Source organism: Mycolicibacterium elephantis DSM 44368, assembly GCF_004014805.1.
Classification (GTDB): Bacteria; Actinomycetota; Actinomycetes; order Mycobacteriales; family Mycobacteriaceae; genus Mycobacterium; species Mycobacterium elephantis.
The window spans coordinates 1-20,231 of the sequence record NZ_ATDN01000040.1 but is presented as its reverse complement, the minus strand read 5'-3'; the positions used below and the strand labels follow the sequence as shown (position 1 = coordinate 20,231).

General features: G+C 64.8%; 16 protein-coding genes. 4 read left to right on the top strand and 12 right to left on the bottom strand.

Annotation, left to right across the window (positions count from 1 at the left end):
• The first annotated feature begins 142 nt into the window (after positions 1–142).
• Positions 143–1,402 carry an IS256 family transposase gene (locus MELE44368_RS21400; RefSeq protein WP_128110354.1) on the top strand — a complete coding sequence of 420 codons (1,260 nt, stop codon included), beginning with the start codon at positions 143–145 and terminating at the stop codon, positions 1,400–1,402.
• Positions 1,403–1,674: 272 nt separating this feature from the next.
• On the opposite strand, the gene MELE44368_RS21395 is transcribed toward MELE44368_RS21400, so the two are convergent.
• From MELE44368_RS21395 to MELE44368_RS21365, 7 genes are all read right to left on the bottom strand, one after another.
• Complete coding sequence (locus MELE44368_RS21395; protein WP_206613827.1) at positions 1,675–2,397, bottom strand: FkbM family methyltransferase; 723 nt, start codon at positions 2,395–2,397, stop codon at positions 1,675–1,677.
• 246 nt (positions 2,398–2,643) lie between these two features.
• Positions 2,644–4,119 (bottom strand): tyrosine-protein kinase domain-containing protein, encoded by a 1,476-nt coding sequence (locus tag MELE44368_RS21390; protein WP_128110352.1) that lies wholly within the window; start codon positions 4,117–4,119, stop codon positions 2,644–2,646.
• Between the two features lie 45 nt (positions 4,120–4,164).
• The gene (locus MELE44368_RS21385; protein ID WP_409366144.1) at positions 4,165–6,006 is read right to left on the bottom strand and encodes a DUF4012 domain-containing protein; all 1,842 of its coding nucleotides are present in this window, start codon (positions 6,004–6,006) and stop codon (positions 4,165–4,167) included.
• A gap of 121 nt (positions 6,007–6,127) precedes the next feature.
• Entirely contained in the window at positions 6,128–6,538 is a 411-nt protein-coding gene (locus MELE44368_RS21380; RefSeq protein ID WP_241566717.1) for a hypothetical protein, read from the bottom strand.
• A 190-nt stretch (positions 6,539–6,728) separates the two neighbouring features.
• A complete protein-coding gene (locus tag MELE44368_RS21375; RefSeq protein ID WP_128110351.1) occupies positions 6,729–9,485 on the bottom strand; it encodes a helix-turn-helix transcriptional regulator in 2,757 nt (918 codons plus the stop codon).
• Between the two features lie 106 nt (positions 9,486–9,591).
• Positions 9,592–9,888 carry a hypothetical protein gene (locus tag MELE44368_RS21370; RefSeq protein WP_128110350.1) on the bottom strand — a complete coding sequence of 99 codons (297 nt, stop codon included), beginning with the start codon at positions 9,886–9,888 and terminating at the stop codon, positions 9,592–9,594.
• A 74-nt stretch (positions 9,889–9,962) separates the two neighbouring features.
• Positions 9,963–10,904 (bottom strand): endonuclease/exonuclease/phosphatase family protein, encoded by a 942-nt coding sequence (locus MELE44368_RS21365; RefSeq protein WP_128110349.1) that lies wholly within the window; start codon positions 10,902–10,904, stop codon positions 9,963–9,965.
• A gap of 128 nt (positions 10,905–11,032) precedes the next feature.
• On the opposite strand from MELE44368_RS21365, the gene MELE44368_RS21360 reads away from it, so the two are divergent.
• On the top strand, positions 11,033–12,679 hold the full coding sequence (locus MELE44368_RS21360; protein WP_164890191.1) for a PE-PPE domain-containing protein: 1,647 nt from the start codon (positions 11,033–11,035) through the stop codon (positions 12,677–12,679).
• A gap of 267 nt (positions 12,680–12,946) precedes the next feature.
• Positions 12,947–13,591, top strand: a complete 645-nt coding sequence (locus MELE44368_RS21355) for a porin MspA (RefSeq protein ID WP_128110347.1) — start codon at positions 12,947–12,949, stop codon at positions 13,589–13,591.
• Between the two features lie 42 nt (positions 13,592–13,633).
• On the opposite strand, the gene MELE44368_RS21350 is transcribed toward MELE44368_RS21355, so the two are convergent.
• The 5 genes from MELE44368_RS21350 to MELE44368_RS21330 form a co-directional block, all read right to left on the bottom strand.
• Positions 13,634–14,530, bottom strand: coding sequence for a cyclopropane mycolic acid synthase family methyltransferase (locus MELE44368_RS21350; protein ID WP_128110346.1), 897 nt, complete (start codon positions 14,528–14,530; stop codon positions 13,634–13,636).
• Between the two features lie 143 nt (positions 14,531–14,673).
• Entirely contained in the window at positions 14,674–15,573 is a 900-nt protein-coding gene (locus MELE44368_RS21345) for an alpha/beta fold hydrolase (protein ID WP_128110345.1), read from the bottom strand.
• Positions 15,574–16,932 (bottom strand): ABC1 kinase family protein, encoded by a 1,359-nt coding sequence (locus MELE44368_RS21340; RefSeq protein WP_128110344.1) that lies wholly within the window; start codon positions 16,930–16,932, stop codon positions 15,574–15,576.
• 80 nt (positions 16,933–17,012) lie between these two features.
• Complete coding sequence (locus MELE44368_RS21335) at positions 17,013–17,888, bottom strand: putative endonuclease domain-containing protein (RefSeq protein WP_128110343.1); 876 nt, start codon at positions 17,886–17,888, stop codon at positions 17,013–17,015.
• Between the two features lie 125 nt (positions 17,889–18,013).
• Entirely contained in the window at positions 18,014–19,003 is a 990-nt protein-coding gene (locus MELE44368_RS21330; protein WP_128110342.1) for an oxygenase MpaB family protein, read from the bottom strand.
• A gap of 139 nt (positions 19,004–19,142) precedes the next feature.
• On the opposite strand from MELE44368_RS21330, the gene MELE44368_RS21325 reads away from it, so the two are divergent.
• Complete coding sequence (locus MELE44368_RS21325; protein WP_128110341.1) at positions 19,143–19,739, top strand: TetR/AcrR family transcriptional regulator; 597 nt, start codon at positions 19,143–19,145, stop codon at positions 19,737–19,739.
• The last annotated feature ends 492 nt before the right edge of the window (positions 19,740–20,231 follow it).

The window sequence follows — 20,231 nt, the reverse complement described above, 5'->3', positions numbered from 1 at the left end:
TTATCTACACACCACCAAACACAAGTTTCCGTGAAAAATCCGGGCTAGGAGTGGTGTGTCGTTGAGCCGTTCGGGGTGGGGCATCGCGTAGTGGTCATTGAGTTACCGACCAAAGTGACTCAAGTAAAGGACGCACCACGCGATGACCCAGGACCATTCTGCCTTGCTGGCCCAGCTCGATGCGCTCAAGTCCGCTGATGCCGGTGCGGTGTTCGCCGAGCTGATCCGTGCCGGGCTGCAGGCGTTGATCGAGGCCGAGGCCACCGAGGCGATCGGAGCCGGCCGCTACCAACGCAGCGACAGCCGTGCCACGCACCGCAACGGGCATCGGGCCAAGACGGTGTCGACGACCTCCGGCGATATCGAGGTCAAGATCCCCAAGCTGCGGGCCGGGTCGTTCTTCCCGTCGCTGTTGGAGCGGCGCCGGCGCATCGACCGCGCCCTGCACGCGGTGATCATGGAGGCCTACGTGCACGGCGTTTCCACCCGCAGTGTCGATGACCTCGTCGCGGCGCTTGGGGTCGGCTCCGGGGTGTCGAAGTCGGAGGTCTCGCGCATCTGCGCCGGCCTGGATAAGGAGATCGAGGCGTTCCGCATCCGCAGCCTGACCCACACACAGTTCCCCTACGTGTTCTGTGACGCCACGTTCTGCAAGGTCCGCATCGGCGCCCACGTCGTATCTCAGGCGCTGGTGGTGGCCACCGGGGTGTCCATCGACGGCACCCGCGAAGTCCTCGGGACCGCAGTCGGTGACAGTGAATCGTTCGAGTTCTGGCGCGAGTTTTTGGCCTCGCTCAAGGCCCGTGGCCTGTCCGGGGTGCACCTGGTGATCTCCGATGCCCACGCCGGCTTGAAGTCCGCGGTGGCTCAGCAGTTCACCGGGTCGGCCTGGCAGCGCTGCCGGGTGCATTTCATGCGCAACCTGCACGGGGCGGTGGCCGCCAAGCACGCCCCGGCGGTGACGGCGGCGGTCAAGACGATCTTCGCCCACACCGACCCCGCTGACGTCGCCGCCCAGTGGGATCAGGTCGCCGACACCCTGGCGGGCAGCTTTCCGAAGGTGGCCGCGATGATGGATGAGGCCAAAGCCGACGTGCTGGCGTTCACCGCGTTCCCGCGCACCCACTGGCAAAAGATCTGGTCCAACAATCCCATCGAGCGGCTCAACAAAGAGATCAAACGCCGCGCCGACGTCGTGGAAATCTTCCCCAACCCCGCGGCCTTCCTGCGGTTGGCCACCGCTGTGGTCATCGAAGCTCACGACGAATGGCAAGTCACCCGCCGCTACCTATCCGAGGTCTCCATGGCTGAGCTGCGCAAAGTCATCGCCGCCAAACACACCGCCGCCGAACCAGTTCCCCGAACAACGCCAGATCGCCTAGCATTCACCACGACTCGTTGATCACAACGCGTGAACCCACGCCGATCCGAAGTCCACCACCCCAAGGGGCACTATCTTATATGCTCCTAGGGGTGCTTGCTTGCTTAATGTTGCACGAACGGTCAACACGAGCGCCCATTGGATCGCGCTGGACTCGATGCCTCGTTCCCCAAACGTCGATAAGGCGCTATGTGGGGTATTGCGCATAGGCCATTGGCGTTGATTATCGGCACCGATTTCGGGCTCGATGCCGACACCTTTCTACATGCTTTACCCGCAATTAGTGCTCTTGCTTAATTTGCGAAGAAGACGGCATCTGCCTGTAGCAGTTGACCCGTAGCTGGGTCCGCGAAGACGGGATCGAGACCCATGAGCGTCATGCCCAATCTGTCGGCCCGGTTCAACACATCGCGGTATGTCATTGCGCCACTGTAGAGCGGCACGAGGGACAGCTCCAACTGCAAGCCGACGATCACACCGTTCGAGAGCAGGTTTGAGGCGCCGTCTAGCACAGCGCTCTCATACCCCTGGACATCCACTTTCAGAAACGTCCGCGCGCCTGGGCCGACACCCAGCTCAGGTAAAAGCTCGTCAAGCCGTTCTTGGCGCACCTTCTCGGTACCGACGTAACGGGAGGAGGGTAGCGCATCGGTGTGCGTCTCTAGCATCGGTAAAACAGAGCTAGATAAGCCGGCGTTACCGGAGACGTTAATCGTGACTTCGGACTTGGAATCTCCGATGGCGTATTGCATCGCGTCCCATTTGTCGTCTCGAGATGCCTTGCGTTGAAGCGACTTGAAGGGGTGTTCCAGTGGCTCGAATGAAATGATGCGGCCGGTATACCCGAGTTCGCGGATGCCGGTCGCGAAGCCTCCGTCGTTGGCGCCGACGTCTAGCACACATTGGACGCGATGGTGATGAAGCAACTTCACTGTGCGCGCCAACGGGTCCTGCAGTGGGTAGTGAACAATGTCAATGCCAAAGCGGTGCACCCAGCGCCGCAATTCGTGCTTCACCCTCATGTTCAGCTACCGGGCGCGGCGACGTCTTCGTCGATCCGCATCCCAGTCCCTCCCCTCAGCCTCGTAAGTCTGTCAACGCCGCGTCACGCCTATCACTATGGGGACATACCGCATCGTAAAGCGTTTTTCGGCAGCGCCGATCGAATGATACTCGCACTTGGACAAAGAGGCCGATGTGTCTGCGGGCGTGGGGATCTGCGACCGTCGGCACGCCGGTGTGGTTCTGTCATTCCTCGCGAACTAGTTTTCATTCTCGGACGCCGGGTCAGTGCCCGGGCTTTGATAGGCCGGGCGATACCGTCGTAGACGCCTCATGACCTTCATGCGAGGAGTAGTGGCGACGGCAGAATTAGATGTCCCATCGCCATAGCTATAGCCATAGTAACTGTAGTTGTCGGAGGCGCCCCCGCGCGTGGGTGTAATCGTAAAGACCGCGCCGAGTATTGGAGCACCGACGCTCCTGAGGTTTCCCACCGCGTGTGCGAGTTGCTCGCGTTTCGTCTCGCCGTACCTAGCCACGATCAGAACGCCGTCAGACGCTGCTGCCAGGATTGCGGCATCGGTGACCGCTAGAAGCGGCGAGGAATCGACCACGACATAGTCGAAGCCAGTGCGCAATTCATCGAGTATTTTTTTCGCGGCCAAGGATCCGAGTAACTCGCTCGGGTTCGGTGGCACTGCGCCCGACGTCACGACGGTCACGCCGGGAAACGCAGTTTCCTGCAGAACATCCTCGAGCGAGGCACGTCCAGCCAGCACTGTGCTAAGGCCGACCGAACCGACTAGGCCAAGGTACTTGTCCAGGCGAGGCCGCCGCAGATCGCCATCCACTAGTACGACGTTATGTTCAGCTTCCGCCAAAACCAGCGCAAGATTTATGGCTGTGGTCGACTTGCCTTCGCCGGGCATTGAACTGGTGACAACGATTACGCGAGGGGGATTGTCGACCGCGAGAAACTGCAAGTTGGTTCGAAGCTTGCGAAACGCTTCGGCAAATGCTGAGTTGTCGTTATCTAAAGATTTCGCCGGACTTCGCTTACGCTCCTTGTCGAGCGGAATGCTTCCAACGACTCCGACTCCCGTAATCTCTTCGAGGTTTTGTCGGTCCTTGACCGTGTTGTCGAGCAGGTCTCTGAGAATCGCGAGACCGATTCCCAGTGCTAGGCCAAGCGCGAGGCCGAGAGCAATGTTTCGAGCGGTCTTAGGAATCACCGGACTTTTCGGAATGGAAGCGCGCTGCTCGACGATAACACGAGCGTCGGGCCGAGTACCATCGGGTGGGGTTTCCAGTTCGCGAACCATTACTACGAATTCCTCCGAGAGCGCGTCGGCAATGTCACGCGCACGGACGGGTGATTCGTCGAGAACTGACACATTTATTAGGACCGTGTCGAGTTTCGAACTCGCCTTTACCTTGTTTTGGAGCTCGCCGGCACTCATTTCAAGGTCGAGCTTGTCGATTGTGCGTTGCGCTAACGTCTCGCCCATAAGCAACTCGGTGTACGAGATCACGCGTTCTTGCGAGAATCGATTGCCCTGGTAAATCTCGGATGCTGAAGCGCCCGAAGTCGTGGAAACAAAAAGCCGTGTAGAAGCCTCATAGAGCGGCGTCGTCAACATGTTCACCGCGACGGCAACCAAGAGCGCAACACCGGTCGTGATGCAAATGATTAACCAGCGAGTACGTAGCAATCGGAGGAAGTCTTGGATAGTCAACGTCGACCCCGCAAAGTTCTCTCCTCACGTATGTGCATTTCCGGCTCAATCCGAGCAATTGGGCACGGTCACTACAGGAGTCACGTTGTCTATCAAGGGCTGAACCGGCACCCGGGCAGGCCCCGGGGATGTCGGCTCGCTTAGCAAGAACTTGATTTCGCCCGAAGTTCCGCGCGGTATGCCCACTTGCATCTCGAACGTGGGATGCCCACGTTCCATACCACGCGAAACCGGCACGTTTTGGCCGTTGGCTATGGCACCTGCCAACTCGGCCCCCTTCGTCGCGACAAGTGTTACCGAGGTCAGCATGGTGCCGCTCGGCGCGTTGATCGGAGCCCCCTGAATGATGCCTGGGCTACCACCGACGTAGTCGGGTATCGGGCCGTCCGGTGCAGTATTCGCCAGCCGAACTGTGATGGTCGTTTTCCGTGTCTCGCCGTCGCATCCGTCAGCGGCGTACTCGATCTGCCGCGTCAGGTAGTAGTCCATCTTGTTTCCGCCGAGGTTGTTGATCACGACCTCGGCGTACGGCGCGTCGTCGTCGGGGACCACATGCGCCAACGGCGTCTCTTCGAGAAGCGCCTGTTCATCTGGGTGTGCACTCCATACTGCGATGCGGCGTTCGCTGGCCGCCTTACCAAGGGCGTCGAGCAGCTTTCGCGGCGACTCCACTGGGCCGGTTATCTTCGTTACCACTTCGCTCGCGACGTCCTGCAGATACTGCTTGCGAGCGGTCTGGTCAGTCGGAAAGCGTTCGTAAACGGTGGATTCCGTCAACTCAACGACATTGTCCTTCGTGATTCGCTCGCCGTCCGGCATGGTCACGGGCCCAACGGCGCCCAGAATGTAGCTCAGGGCGACGGGGTCGATCGCGATCACACCGTCGACGGTCATGCCCGATTCCTCGGCCCACATCGATCTCCAAATCTGCGCAGCGTAGGGAAAATGCGAGCTCAGATTGCTGTTACGGAAATCGGTGAACGCATTCGCCCACCCCCACTGTTGGTCGAACTGGGGGCCGAGATCAATTGACGTCGACGCAGCACGGAGTTCAGTGTTCGGCGCCAACTTGTCGACGGTCGGCTTGCCGTTGTCGAACCGGAGAATGCCAAACCCGCCGAGCAGGCCGCCGGTTCCGCGGGCCTCGGCGTTCGTCTGGAATGCCATGAAATAGGTACGGGGGCCATCCACGCCCATCATCGCCGGCGCAAGACGTGCGGCAAGATCCGTGTTCTCCAACAAGCCGGTGACGTCTGACGTCTGGGACTGCAGCTGGGTACGCGCATTCCGCATGGCGGAAAAGTAGGTCGGCTGCGAAATGGCGTCGGCTTGTTCACCGAGTTGCGATGCAGAGGCTGCGATCTCGCTCAACCGGGGAGCGGAGTCGCGGAGCAACTCAACGTTGACCCGGCCGTCGTGGAGTACACGATCAGGCGAAAGCGCTTCTGCCACGTCGGCAGAAGGCTGCAGCACGTCGGCGCTCAGCCCCACCACCACGTCGGAGATCTGTTGTCCGGTCTTGAACGGACTGCCGAGCCACGGCACGGCCGCGGCGATGTTCCACGGAATGGAGTGCGTCGCATCCTGTGCTTCCCGGGCGTGCGACGTAGCCTTGTTGACCCATTGGGTGGTCTCGTCGGCGTTTCCCTTCAGCAGGGCTTCGCGCGCCTCTTGAGCGGCCTCGCGGGCAGCTTCGAGGTTCGACTTCGCCTGGAAGGCTCCATACGCCAGCCAGCATCCGAACGCTACGACCACCAGCAGCACGCCGATCAACGCGCCGCGCCGACTCAGAAAGCCGAACCGGTCCTGATCGAGGTCATCTTCAGTTACTTGCGCAGAATTATCGTTGTCACCGTCGGACTTGCGTCGAAACGGATTTCGCGGAATTTGCACGCAGAAGTTAACCCCCGTACTCGGCTGGGCGGTACGCCCCGATTTCAGGCAACGACGAAGTTACCTCAGACCGGCACGTACCGAGAGCCGATTACGAGATAACGAACGACGGAACTTAGCAGCGCCTGCCCACGCTGACGCTAAACGAACCGTACGGCCCGATCTTGGCGCTGAGCCCCGCGAAGCAGAGCTGGAAGTTCAGATTTGACGCCCAGCCGAAGAAGGGCCGAAGGAAGGGCGGAAGCAGGGCAAACGGGTTGAAGCTGAACCAGACCCGTTCATTTGACGGCGGATTCGGGTTCGCCGATCCGATCCACCACAGGGAGTTCTGGAACCAGCTGCGCGGATCGCCAGGCTCGATCGGCTGCGGCTGCAGCGGCACGAAGTCGAGCATCTGGGTGACCGGTGCGGCCGGCATCGGCACCGCGGGCGCCGCCTGCACGGTGGTCGCCGGGATGACAGTGGCTGCTGCGACAACCGCGCATGCAGCAACACCGGTCTGGAACTTAGTGATGACCCCGTTCATAACTCCCCCATGCCCTTGATAAGCAGACTGTTTGCTAGGTTGCCAGACCCTAACACGATGTGTCAATAGGAAACTGCAGAACACGGACCTTTTTATGCCGACATGTCGCGGTCCGGCGAAGCCAGAACATCCGTCGCCAATCCAAAATGTTGACGGACCTGCAAATTTGCCATCGAAAGCACCTTTCCAGCTATCGTCCGCCCTGGCTAAATACCCGTCCGAGTTCGGCCCGCGTGTTGATGCCGAGCTTGCGATAAATGCGGGCCAGGTTGGCTTCCACCGTCTTCGGGCTGATGAACAACGCCGTGGCGACCTCGCGCGTCGTCAGCCCCGACGCCGCCAACTCGGCGACCCGCCGCTCCGACGGTGTCAACCCCGAATCGCCGCGGGTGGGAACGCTGTCCCGGGCCAGTTCGGTGCGGGCGCGCTCGACCCACAGCGGTGCCCCCAGTGACTCGAAGGTTTTCAGCGCTTCCGTCGCCTTAGCGCGCGCAACGTCTTTCCTCCGTCGCCGGCGCTGAAGCTGACTCAACAGCAGTAGGGTGCGGGCCCGCTCGAACGGCATCGGTAACCGGTCATGGTGTGTCAAGGCCTCTTCCGCCTTGCAGACCGCCGCGTCGAGATCGCCCCGGGCCGCCAACAACAGACTCCGCCCCCTCGCGCCGACAGCCAACATCCACGGCCGGTCCAGGAGTCGGCCGTTGGCTTCGAGCGTGTCGATCATCGGCTCTGCTTCGGCGTGACGGTCCAACGCGATCAGTGCCCTGACCGCGTCGGGGACGTAGGCCACGTTGATGATCTCGGTCCCCGGCGCGGAGGGGAAGCGGTCCATCAACGGCCGCAGGACGCGCGTCGCCTCCGGGTAGTTGCCGAGCGAGACCTCGAGGAAGCCCAAACTGATCGACGCCCAGTCTGCCAACCCCGGTGCGCCGCACTGATGCGCCAGATCGATCGCAGCGCAGGCGGTTTCGCGGGTCTCGGTCACCTCTCCGGTGTATGCGGTGACCACCGACTGCACGGCCTTGGCGACGACGCACAGCTGGTCGCCCCCGAGCTGTTGGGCCCGTTGGACCGTTTCCTCGGCCACGCGCGCTGCTTCGTCGTATCGGCCGCGCCATACCTCGGTCAGTGCGATCACCACGGCGATGAACGTCCGATCGGTCTCGGCGCCACGCTCGACACAGCGTTGGTGGAGCGCGGCCAATTCGTCAGAGGCCGCATCCAATTGGCCCGTCCATGCCAGCAGCAGCGCGTTGTTGGCGCTGGCGCGAAACGCGATCGGCGCCTCGCTGTCGGGGCGTTCCAACGCCAACGCGCGGCGGAGGCTCGGTTTGTCGACGCCGCGCCCGCACATGCAGGCGATCGTGGTCCGCAGGGACAGGGCCTGGCTGGTCAGGTCCGGGTCATCGACGTCGGCGGCATGGGTGACGGCGCGCTCGGCGTTCTGCAGGGCCAGCGCGAGATCGCCTGCGTTGAGCCGCGCGTGCGACAGCAGCAGCAGCGTACGGACCCGCACGTCAGGGCTGCAGTCGGCGGTCTGCAGCGCTTGTTCGAGCAAGTCGACGGCGTCGTCGAAACGGCTGTGGTGAATCCGCATGGCGGCCAACAGGTTCAGCGCCATTGCGCGGTCCGTGCCGACCGGGTTGCGGGCCATCAGCTTGTCCAGCAGGCTCTGGGCGCGCGCCAGGTCGCCGGCGTGCAGATAGTGCTCGGCGGCGCGGATCCGGCGGATCGGCGTGTCCCCGCCCAATCCGATTGCCAGCTCGATCAACTCGGCTGCCGCGGCAGGCGCCCCTCGCGCCCGTGCGGCTTCTGCCGCCTCGTCGAGCGCCTCGAGGGTCGCGGCATCGGCACTCGACGCCGCCAGCGCCATATGCCTGGCCCTCGCCTCCGGCAGCGTCGCCACCTCGGCCAGCCGCCGATGCATCACCCGGCGCGCGCGTCGACTGGCGTCCGTGTAAACCGTTCGCGCCAACAACTGATGGGTGAACTGAACCGCGTCGCCGTCGACCTTGAGAATTCCTCTGGCCGTTGCCTCCTCGAGCAGTTCGCGGAGGCGCTCCGGGTCCGTGCGGGTGACTTTCTCGAGCAGCTCCACGGTGGGCGCCGCCGCCGACGCGGCGGCCAGCAGCAGTTCGTGCGCTTCGTCGTCGAGGCGGCCGATCCTCATCCGCATCAACTCGGCCAGCGTGGGCGGCAGCGTCGACAAGGAGCTGCCCGATTCGATGGCGCCCGCCAATTCCAATGCGTAGAACGGGTTTCCGCCGGAGATCTCGGCGATCCGCACCAACGTCGGACGGGGGATCGACCGCCCGAGGCGTGCGGTGAGCAGCGCGCGCAACGCGCCCAGGCTCAACGGCCCGACGTGGTGTCGCACAATGCCGTCCGGCGCGGGCAGCGCCAACCATTCCGCGGTCGAAGCGGTCCCGTCGTGCTCCGTTCGTTCGGTGAGCAACATCCCGACCGGACCCGAGAACTGGCGGACGCTCGACGCGAGGACCGCCCGGCTGGACGGATCGAGCCACTGCACGTCGTCGATCGCCACCAGGACCGGTGCGTCACGTGACAGGTGCTCGATGACCGAACCCAGCGCCGCGGCGATCACGCTCTGATCCGTCGCCGGGCCGGTGCCGCTGGCGCGCAACAGCACGTGGTCGACGGCGTGGCGTTGCACGTCCGGCAACGCGTCAACGACGGCCGGTTCCACTTCGCTGAGCAGATCGGCGACCGCGGCGTAGCTGAGCGTGGTCTCCTGCGGGCCGACCCGCGCCCACAACACCTGAAAGCCGCGGGCACGGGCGTCGTCGACCCCGGCGAGCCAGATCGTGGTCTTGCCGGCGCCGGCCTCGCCTTCCAGGACGAGCGCTGACGGGCGCATCTCGGCGGTTCGCAGGAACTCCGACACCACCCGATGCTCAGCCGGCCGTTCAATCACGCCGGAAGTCATTACCACCTCTCCCCGACAGCAAACCGAGCCTATACCGGGGTGGGGTCACCTTTAGGGGTTGATGCGCCACATATTGCGACGCGCTTCCAGGGAGCCTGTGGCAACCTTACAAATGTTGCTTGCGGATGCGGGCGCCGACGCGGCTGGACAGCCGCTGGTGGGGGGCGCCTGCCGCGTTGCAGACCCGCGAGACGATCTCCGGGGAGTCGCTGGAGAATACGCCGTAGACCACTTCGTCGGCGGGAACGGACAGCGTGACAAGAAGCCGTGCCGGATTGCCTTCGCTCGATATGGTCGCGGCGGCGGCCTCGATCCGGGCGACCATCTCGTCGACCGATTCCTCGGTCAGCTCAGGCAGGTACCACTCCGCGAGAAAACACGCGGTCTCCTGTCCCGCCTCCATACCGCTGGACAGTAGCCAATAACGCACGAAATGGAATCGGGGGTTTCCCTATCCTTTATTTCGATCCAAAATATTTACGGCTGCGGCAACATCACGTTGACCAGCAGCGCCCGATGGTCTGAGCCCTCGATCCTCAAGGTGCGCACCGAGATTGCCGTGCAGTCGCGGGTGAGGACGTGATCGACGGCCCATACCGGAGGTATGCCGAGGTCGGCGGGATGGGTCGGTGCGAAACCGGCGCCCGCCTGGTCCGCGGCGTCGCGGTAGCCGTCGCTCACCAGGCTCCGGAACTCGCGCATATCGGTGGTGCTGTTGAGGTCGCCGGCCACGATCACCGGGCCGGGCCTCGCGGCGAGGCGGTCCAGCGCCTTATTGAGCCGGGCAATGTCGTTGCGCCAACCGTCGATCGGTTCGGGCCAGGGCGCCGACAGGTGCGTGGTGACGACGGTCGTCTCGGAGCCGGGTGTGCGGACCCGGGCGGTAAGGAAGCCGAGCCAGAAGTCGTCGACGGGTGAGCTCGACGCGATCGGATACCGGCTCCAGATGCCGACGCCGGCCGGGCCCTCCCGCGGCCGCAGTGCTTGAAAAGGAAAGTCCTGGTCGAGGCCTTCCGCCTTCAGTCGTTGCGCTGCGTCAGGCGTAAGTTCTTGGACCGCAAGGACATCGGCGTGGGAGCGGGCGATGTCGGCGACGGAGGCGGCGTCGGCTTCCCCGTAGCGCAGGTTGGCCGAGGCGACCCGCACGGTGACGCCGTCGGGCGCCGCGTCGGCGACGAAGAGGGGTGCCTGCACGGCGACCGTCGCCGCGGTGAGCGCCACGGCGAACACGGCCATCAGCCAGTGGCGCTGCGTCGCGAAGACGACCAGCGCGACCGGCGCACCCAGCATGAGGTGGGGCACCACCGCGGCCGTCGCCGCCAGCGGCTGGTTGACGATCGGCACGAACCGCACCACCAACGCGCCGGCCGCGACGGCGAATGCCCCCGCGCCCAGCGTGGCCCACAGCCGTCGACCCATGCCTGACTGTCTACCTGAGGTCAAAACCGCAGGATTTTTCGCCCGTCGCGGTGTCCGGAAAAATTTGCTCCAGCAACTTTGCCGTGTTTTTCCACGGCGGGCCCGTGCGTTATGTGATATTCGATTTCATGCGTAAGGTCAGTCGAGCTATCTTTCTCGTCTTCCTGGGTGCCCTGAGCACGGCCGTCTTCGGTGCCGTCACGGCGATGATGGCGGCGCTCAGCCTGGCCGCGACCTCGGTGTTGGTCGTGCCGGGCACGGGCACGCCGAACGCGAACGTCGTCGACGACTACATGCCGAACTTCTACAACCGCTACATCGGCGGCACGGACCCGTCGCTGCCCGAGGAGTGCGCGCCCGCGACCGAGTGCACGCTCACCGGCATCAACTATCCGTCGTCGTTCTTTCCCTTCTTCTTCTTCCCCGGGTGGTGTGTCCCCGGCCGGTGCGAAACCTGGAACAACTCGGTGGGCACCGGGGTCACCAACCTCAACACCACGCTGATCGACCGGCTGGTCAACACCGACGACGACATCATCCTCGCCGGCTACTCGCAGGGCGGCGCCGTCGTCTCCGACGAGTTGCGCAACCTGGCCAGCCTCAGTCCCGACCTCAAAGAGCGGTTGTCGGTGTTCGTGATCGGCAATGCCTACAACCCCGACGGCGGGATCTTCACCCGGCTGGGGTTCCTGCCGACGATTCCGTTCTTCAACGTGACGTTCGGTCCGGCGATGCCGACCAATCTCGGGTTCGAGATCACCGGTGTCGGCTTCGAGTACGACCCGGTGATGTACGCACCGCTGTACTGGCTCAACCCGTTCGCGATGCTCAACGCGCTGGCGGCGTTTGACACCGTGCACGGCTACTACCTGACCCCCAACGGCAACGGGCCGACCGATTCGATTGCGTACGGCTACACCGAGGAAGAGCTGGCCGAGATCCTGTCGGGGCCCTGCCCCGGGCCGCACTGCCGCGTCGACTCGAACGGCAACCGGTACTTCATGATCCCGGCGAAGAGCCTGCCGATCATGGATCTGGCGATGCAGATCGTGCCCGCGCCGTTGCGGCCGTTCTTCCAGCCGATCGTCGAGCTCGTCTCCCCGGTGCTGCGGGTGCTGATCAACCTCGGCTACGACTGGAGCGGCAATCCGGGGCAGACCAAGTGGGCGTTGCCTTTGCCGTTCGACCCGTTCCAGGACTGGGGCGCGGTGGGCGTGCAGCTTGTCAACGCGGTCATCGAGGGCGTCCAGAACGCGTTCGGGATCGGGGCGTCGACGATGATCGCGCCGCCCGCCGACACGAACCTGGCAACCTTCTCCGCCACTGCTTCCGAGCAGGAGCCGGCGTGGAAGGAGAAGCTGCGGCTCATCGTCAACCGGGACGAGGTCGTGGAAGACGATGTGGTCGACGAGGATTCGGCACCATCGGAGGAGTCGGCTCCGTCCGAGGAGCCGGTGCCGTCCGACGAGCCGGCCGGCGATGAGGAGGAGTCCGAGGACGTCGGCGCCATCGACGAGGGCGTCGTGGATGAGGACGGCACCGAGGACGTCGGCGCCATCGACGACGAGACCGAGGGCGTCGACGACGAGACCATCGAGGACGAGGAGCTCGAGGATCTCGGCACCCAGGGCGATGCCATCGAGTCCGAAGACGTCGACGCCGAGGCCGAGGACGACACCGACGACGTCGGCGTGGACACGAACGACGACGGGGACAACGGCGCCGGTGACGCCGGCGAGGGCGGCGACGCGAGCACCGGCCAGGCCGCGGCCTGAGCGCCCCATAGTTCCTGTTTGCCAACCTCTGAGCGAAAGATTCGCTCACGTGCTACGCGCCGTCGGAGTTGAGCGAAAGATTCGCTCAGAGCTTGGCATTTCGGGCATCGACCCCGGAGACGGCCGCGGCGCCGCCTGACCCCCTCGCCCGCCGCAATTTACGGGCGCGTTATGTTTCTTGTGTTGCGGATGATCACTGTGCTGTGCCGCGACGCGACCGAAGCACACTGAGGCCGATCAGGCGGCCGACGCTGACGTAAGGGGAACATGAAGGTAATCGGTCGAGTCGGATTCGTATTGATCGTCACCCTCGCGTCGTTGGTCGCAAGCACCGGGACCTCGCACGCAACCGTGGACAACGAACTGAGCGTGGTCGACGGCAAGGATCGGACGCTGACCATTCAGCAGTGGGACACCCACCTCGAGGGTGTGGCCCCGATGGACCGAAATCGGCTGACGCGCGAGTGGTTTCATTCCGGTCGCGCCAAATACACCGTCGAAGGTCCGAAGGCCAAGTCGTTCCGGGGCAAGCTGGAACTCGGATACCAGATCGGGTTTCCGTGGTCGATGGGCGTCGGCATGAGCTTCCGCTACACCACGCCCAACGTCCTGCTCGACAACGCGCCGCTGGTGCTGGGCCCGCTGGACGCGCTGGGCTACGGCTTCATCACCACGCCGAACCTGTTCCCGGGCGCCACGATCAGCGCCGACCTCGGCAACGGTCCCGGCATCCAGGAAGTCGCGACGTTCGCGGTGAACGTCAAGGGCCCCAAGGGCGCCGTCGCCGTGTCCAACGCGCACGGCACGGTCACCGGTGCGGCCGGCGGCGTGATGCTGCGCCCGTACGCCCGGCTGATCTCCGCGGACGGTGACAGCGTCACCACCTATGGCGAGCCCTGGAACATGAACTGACCCGGGCCGCGGCCTGACTGCGGAAGCCGGCGTCGTCGCCGATTACGCGGCGGCGCCCGGCTTCAGGTAGGTGACCAGGCTGACGTCGATGCCCTCGTCGATGAAGTAGTACTGGCAGCCCTTGAGGTACCGCATGTAGCGGTTGTAGTTCTCCTCGTCGGTGGCCGCGATGGCCGCTTCCTTGTTGCGCTCGAGCCGGTCGGCCCAGATGCCGAGCGTCTTGATGTAGTGGTTGCGCAGCGACAGCGGCTCGGGCACCACGAAGCCGGCCTTCTCGCCGTGCTCGATCATCATCTGGGTGGTCGGCAGCCGCCCGCCCGGGAAGATCTCGGTGATCATGAACTTGATGAAGCGGGCCATCTCGAAGGTCAGCTTCTTGCCACGCTCAGCCAGGTCGTACGGGTGGTAGCCGACGCTGCTCTGGATCGTCATGCGGCCGTCGTCGGGCATGATCTCGAAGCAGGTCTTGAAGAAGTCGTCGTAGCGCTCGAAGCCGAAGTGCTCGAACGCCTCGATGGACACGATCCGGTCGACGGGGGAGTGGAACTGCTCCCAGCCCTCCAGCCGCACGTCGAAGGTGCGCTGGCTGTCGACCTTGCTCAGCAGCTGGTCGCAGTAGACCTTCTGGTTCTTGGACAGCGTCAGGCCGATGACGTTGACGTCGTACTTCTCCATCGCCCGCTGCAGCGTCAGGCCCCAGCCGCAGCCGACCTCCAAGAGCGTCATCCCCGGCTTGAGATCCAGCTTGTCGAGGTGCTGATCGACGTTGGCGACCTGCGCCTCCGACAGCGTCACGTTCGGCCCGGTGAAGTACGCGCAGCTGTACTTGCGCGTCGGGTCCTGGAAGACGCCGAAGAAGTCGTCCGACAGGTCGTAATGGGCCTGGATGTCTTCGAAATGCGGCGTCAGATCCTTGGTGCCGGATGAGTTGTCAGACATAGTTCCCTGTTTGGCCTTTCTGGTGACGCCAATCACATGCGATTGTCTTGACCGTACTCCCCGCACGGCGGCTAAACGGAGGACACGCCTCTCAAGCGGTAGAGCGTAGCCGTTTGTGTCGAGCCGACTCCAATGCCACGTGCTCAACGCGCGAAGAAGTTGGTCTTCAGCTCGCCGACGATGTCGTCCCACAGGGGTTCGGGCAGGTCATGGCCCATGCCGTCGTACAGCACCAGGCGCGCGTCCTTGATCGCCCTGGCCACCGCGCGCCCGCCGAACGGGCGCATCAGCTTGTCCGCCTTGCCGTGGAGCACGACCGTAGGCGCGGTGATCTGGCGGTCGTAGTGGCGCAGGCTGCCGCTGCCCAGGATCGCCGAGAACTGGCGGCCGATGCCCGCGGGGTAGTAGCAGCGCTCGTAGGCCTCGATCGCCTCGTCGCGCAGCGTGGCCTCGTCGCGTGGATAGCCCGGGCTGCCGATGATCCTGCTGACCCGGATCGCGTTCGCGACGATCGCCTCGGGCGACGAGTCCTTGGGCCGCTGCAGGATCGCCAGCAGATGCCGCGGTCCCGGCGGCGGAAGCAGCGCCTGGTTGTTGCTGGAGAAGATGATCGCCAGCGTCTTGGTGCGGGCCTTGTGCCGCGCCGCGAAGACCTGCGCGATCATTCCGCCCATCGACGCGCCGACGATGTGCGCCCGGTCGATCTCCAGGTGATCGAGCAGCGCGGCCGCGTCGTCGGCCATGTCCTCGAGCGTGTAGGGCGCCGGGCTCTTCAGGCCGAGCTGGGAGCGGATCATCCTTACGGCCATCGGCGTCTGGACGTGCTGGCCGACCAGCTTGCTGGACAAGCCGACGTCGCGGTTGTCGAAGCGGATGACGCGCAGTCCCTGGTTGACGAGCTTCTCGCAGAACTCCTTGCGCCACAACAGAAGTTGGGCACCCAGACCCATGATGAGCAACACCGCCGGGTCGTTGGGGTCGCCCATGTCCTCATAGAAGATGTCGAGCTCGCCGGACTTGGCGGTGCCGCTGCGGATCTGCATCTAGGCCTGGACCTCGCTGTCGAGTTCTTTGTCGTGCTCGCGGCTGACCTCGACCATGAAGTTGGCGAAGTATCCGGTGAGCTGCGGGTCGGACATCATCTGCCACTTGGGGGCCAGCAGCTTCATGTAGCGCTCGACGTAGAGGAACTGCTTGCCGATCAGCACCAGCTCGCGCGGCAGCTTGACGTCGTAGGCCTCGGCCAGGACGGACAGCTGCTTGCCGATCTCGGCGTAGCTCATGTCGCCCAGCGTCGACATGGTCAGCGGCGTGGCGAACTTCTCCAGGTCCTTGGCCGCCTGCGCCTCGGGCTTCATGGTGCCCACCGCACCCATCAGCACGACGATCTTGCCCGCCGCGGCGTGGTCCTTCTTCACCAGCAGCGCGTAGACGAGCTCGCGTAGGAGCCAACGCGTGCGGGGGTCGATGCGGCCCATGATGCCGAAGTCGAAGAAGACGATCTTGCCGTCGTCGTCGACGTAGAGGTTGCCGGCGTGCAGGTCGCCGTGGAACAGGCCGTGTTTCAGGCCGCCCTCGAAGACGCTGAACAGCAGCGCCTTGACGAGTTCGGTGCCGTCGAAGCCCTTCTTGCGGATGTTGGCGACGTCGTCGATGCGGGTGCCGTTGACCCGCTCCATCGTCAGCACCCGCTCGCTGGTGAGGTCCCAGTAGACCTGCGGCACACGGATGTTCTTGCCCAGCGGCGAGGCATGCATGTGCGACACCCAGGCGTCCATCGACTGCGCCTCGAGCCGGAAGTCCAGTTCCTCGGCGAGGTTGTCGGCGAAGTCGGCGACGACGTCCTGCGCGGACAGCCGCTGGCCCAGCTTGGCGAACTCCACCAGCCGCGCGCCGCGTTTGAGGATCTGCAGGTCGGCGGCGACGCGTCGGCGGATGCCGGGGCGCTGGATCTTGACGACGACCTCTTCGCCGGAGTGCAGGGTGGCGTAGTGCACCTGCGCGATCGACGCGCTGGCGAACGGTTTCTCGTCGAAGCTCTTGAACAGGTTGGCGGGCTCGTCGCCGAGTTCCTCGCGGAACAGCTTCTGGATCTGCTTGGGGTCGGCCGGCGGGACCCGGTCGAGCAGGCTGCGGAACTCCCGCGACAGCGGTTCACCGAACGCGCCGGGGCTCGACGCGATGATCTGGCCGAACTTGACGTACGTCGGCCCCAGATCGGCGAACGTCTTGGGGATCTGTTTGATGATCTTCTGCTGCAGTGAGCCTTTGCCGGTGAGCGTGGTGACGACCCTCGCGCCGGTGCGGGTTACCTGCCAACCCGTCGCTCCCATGCGCGCAGCCTCGACGGGCAACGGGACCCGATCCAGCTTCGCGACGTCGCGCTGCTTAGTCGTACTCATGGGGCCCAGTGTCTCAAATGCGGCTGGGGTGCCGCGAAACTGCATTTCAGCAGGGGTGTACTCGACCTTTTGCTGTGGATTTACAGTCTCGCGCGTCGCGGCAGGCTCACCCGCCCGCTCCAGCCGCGATCCGTCAACTTCTGACAAGTGCGCTTGACGATCTCGGCGGGGCGGTCTTCCTTGATCACGCGCACCACCTGCCAGCCCAGGCGTTCCAGTTTGGGGTAGACGCGCAGGTCCTTGACGTACTGACGGCGATCGGTGCGGTGCTGATCACCGTCGTATTCGGCGGCGACCCCGTAGTCCTCCCAGCCCATGTCGAGGATCCGCACCAGCTGCCCGTATTCGTCGAACACCGGAATCTGCGTGGCGGGCCGTGGCAAGCCGGCGTCCAGGTACAGCAGCCGCAGCCGGGTCTCCTGGAGTGACGCCGCGCCGCCGTCGACAAGCGGTAGCGCCTGGCTGAGCCGCTTCAGGCCGCGTGCGCCCCGGTAGCGCTTCGCGAGCAGCAGCACGTCCTCAATCGACCACGGCTTGGCTCTGGTAAGCGCGTCCAGTCGCTCGACCGCTTCATCGCGCGGCAGGTGACGGCCGATGTCGAACGCCGCGCGGGCCGCGGTCACGACGGCAAGCCCGTCGACGCGGGTGGTCTCGTCGTCGCCGATGCGTTCGTTTCGTACCACCAGGCCGCTCGGCGATCGCGTGGCGCGCCAGATGAGCTCGATGGGCTGACCCTCGTCCACCCATTCGGCCCCGTGTAACGCCGACGCGACCACCCCCGTGATGACCCCTTGGCGTTTCGACCACAGCCACGCCCCGGCGGCCCGGTCGCGTAGCGAGGGAAAGCCCTTCGGGACGTACACGCCTGGATACATGGGCGCATACCAGCGCTGCAGTTCGTGTCGTGTGACGACGCCGCGCTCGACGGCTTCCCGGCCGATGAAGACTTCCCCCATGTGCCGATATTGGCGACGACCTCCGACACCTGCCGCTTTATAGCCGCGAGACTGCGTATTGGCAGGCCGCTACTCGCACTTTGCCTGCGAATTTGCAGTCTCGGGGAAATGCGAGCGCTGGGGCGTCAGGCGAAGCTGTGTTCGATCTCTTCGCGGGTGCGCACCGGGTCGTCGCCCGGCTGGTAGGTCGGCAGCGTGTGCTTGACGGTGGTGCCCGACTTGACCCGTTGTTGGGCCTGGCGGAACTCCGGCGGGGTGCCCGCGGCGGTCTGCAAGCCGTTGATGATGCCCCACACCGTGGCACGCCGGGCGGTGCGTTCGACGATGTTGGGGTCCGTGTGCTGGATCATCTGCTTGGCCCACTTGGGCATGGTGTCGCGGATGGCCCAGTCGACCGCGGCCTGCGGCATCGGCAGGTTCGGGCCGGTGGCCATCGCGGTGCCGTGGGTGACGGCGAGCTTGGGCAGGTACGACTCGAGGCATTCGGCGGTCTCGGCCTTGGTGGTCGGCAAATCGGTGCCGCCCAGCGCGTGCCCGACGCGGACGAACTCGCCGTAGTACTTGTCGATCTTCTTGCCGCGCAACGGGTTCGGGTGATAAAGCTCGTGCGCGGTGGCGAGCCCCCACACGACGGTGGCGTAGTTCCAGCGCAGCCAGTCCGGGTCGTCGGCGTCGTAGCGGGCGCCGTCGGGGCGGGTGCCCTTGATGGTGTGGTGCATGGCCCGCACACTCTGGGCCAGCCGCTCGGCCGTCTCCGTCGAGCCGTAGGCGGTGCCGATGAAGAACGCCACCGAATGGCCCAGCCGCACGAGCGCGCCCTTGGGGTCGATCTTGGGGATCGCGACGCCGTTCTCGTCGCGTTGGACCAGCCGCGAGTGGTGCATGCCCATCCAGTAGATCGACGGGTCGAGCCTTTCCATGTAGGCCGCGCACTGCAGGCCGAAGATCAGCGCGTACATGTGCGAGTGCACATGCCAGACGGCGCTGCCCGGCCCGAACCAGCCGGGGTCGCCGACCGGGGCGGCGAATTCCATGCCCTTGAAGAAGTTGCGCCGCACGGCCTGGTCGAACCGGCTGTTGAGCATCTGACCGACGATCTGGTGTGGCAGGAACAAGGCTGAACCCCTTCGCAGGTCTGGTCACGCGTGTTCTGGTTACGCGCGTGACCAGAATACAGTTTGGTCACATGCGTGACCAGAGTCGGCTTAGGCTGTGGGGGTGTCGAGAGCTGTGGGGATGTCGAGGGCTGTGGGGATGTCGAGTCCCACCCGATGGGCCGGCGTACCGCTGACCGACCGGCGCGCCGAGCGTCGTGCGCAGTTGGTCGCCGCGGCCTTCGAGCTGTTCGGCGAGGGCGGTGAGCCGGCGGTGTCGGTGCGCTCGGTGTGCCGCGCGTGCGGGCTGAACACCCGGTACTTCTACGAGAGCTTTTCCGACGTCGACGATCTGCTGGGCGCGGTGTACGACGAGGTGAGCGCGGCATTGGCGGCTGAGGTCGCTTCGGCGATGGAGGGGGCGGGGGAGTCGCTGCGGGCGCGGACGCGGGCGGGGATCGCGGCGGTGCTGGGGTTCAGCTCGGAGGATCCGCGGCGTGGACGGGTGTTGTTCACCGATGCGCGATCGAATCCGGTGCTGGCGGCGCGGCGGGCGGCGACGCAGGATCAGCTGCGCGAGGGCGTGTTGACCGAAGGCTGGCGGCTGCACCCGGATTTCGATCCGGTGGCCGCGCAGGTGGGCGCGGCGATGTACACCGGCGCGATGGCCGAGCTGGCGCAGCACTGGCTCGCCGGTCGGCTGGGCACGGATCTGGATGTGGTGGTCGACTACGCGGTGCGGATGGTGCTGCGGTAGGGCGGGTTGCGTTCCGTCGGCTTGGGGCCTCTGCGGGGGCACTATGCGAATTGCCAAGCTCTGAGCGAAAGATTCGCTGAAGTTGTTGGGGGCGGTAGTAGTTGAGCAGGCTCGGTTCGTGGGTGGTTGCGTTCGAGGCAAGGAAGGGGGGCGGTTCGAGGCGGGGCCGGGTCGAGGTAGCCCCGGGGGCGGCCTGACACGGGGTGGGCGGCGCCGTCGAGGTGGCCGGGCCGTCGGCGTGGTGCCGTCGTCACCCGGCCATCGTCGTCACGGAGCCGTCGTCGCCGGCTGCGTCTTTGCCCCGCTCTCTTTCCGGGGCACTATGCGAATTGCCAAGCTCTGAGCGAAAGATTCGCTGAAGTTGTTTGGGGCGGTAGTAGTTGAGCGAAAGATTCGCTCATAGCTTGGCACTTGGCATAGGTGCCCTCGGGGCGTGTACGCCGGGGGAGGCTCGGTTCGGGGGTGGTTCTGTCCGAGGCAAGGAAGGGGGCG

Excerpts from the sequence above, each read along its gene's own strand:
- MELE44368_RS21345 (WP_128110345.1), bottom strand. The coding sequence starts at position 15,573 with ATGCAGATCCGCAGCGGCACCGCCAAGTCCGGCGAGCTCGACATCTTC.
- MELE44368_RS21365 (WP_128110349.1), bottom strand. The coding sequence starts at position 10,904 with ATGGGTCGACGGCTGTGGGCCACGCTGGGCGCGGGGGCATTCGCCGTC.
- MELE44368_RS21400 (WP_128110354.1), top strand. The coding sequence starts at position 143 with ATGACCCAGGACCATTCTGCCTTGCTGGCCCAGCTCGATGCGCTCAAG.
- MELE44368_RS21350 (WP_128110346.1), bottom strand. The coding sequence starts at position 14,530 with ATGTCTGACAACTCATCCGGCACCAAGGATCTGACGCCGCATTTCGAA.
- MELE44368_RS21360 (WP_164890191.1), top strand. The coding sequence starts at position 11,033 with ATGCGTAAGGTCAGTCGAGCTATCTTTCTCGTCTTCCTGGGTGCCCTG.
- MELE44368_RS21380 (WP_241566717.1), bottom strand. The coding sequence starts at position 6,538 with ATGAACGGGGTCATCACTAAGTTCCAGACCGGTGTTGCTGCATGCGCG.
- MELE44368_RS21370 (WP_128110350.1), bottom strand. The coding sequence starts at position 9,888 with ATGGAGGCGGGACAGGAGACCGCGTGTTTTCTCGCGGAGTGGTACCTG.
- MELE44368_RS21355 (WP_128110347.1), top strand. The coding sequence starts at position 12,947 with ATGAAGGTAATCGGTCGAGTCGGATTCGTATTGATCGTCACCCTCGCG.
- MELE44368_RS21325 (WP_128110341.1), top strand. The coding sequence starts at position 19,143 with ATGTCGAGTCCCACCCGATGGGCCGGCGTACCGCTGACCGACCGGCGC.
- MELE44368_RS21335 (WP_128110343.1), bottom strand. The coding sequence starts at position 17,888 with ATGGGGGAAGTCTTCATCGGCCGGGAAGCCGTCGAGCGCGGCGTCGTC.
- MELE44368_RS21375 (WP_128110351.1), bottom strand. The coding sequence starts at position 9,485 with ATGACTTCCGGCGTGATTGAACGGCCGGCTGAGCATCGGGTGGTGTCG.
- MELE44368_RS21340 (WP_128110344.1), bottom strand. The coding sequence starts at position 16,932 with ATGAGTACGACTAAGCAGCGCGACGTCGCGAAGCTGGATCGGGTCCCG.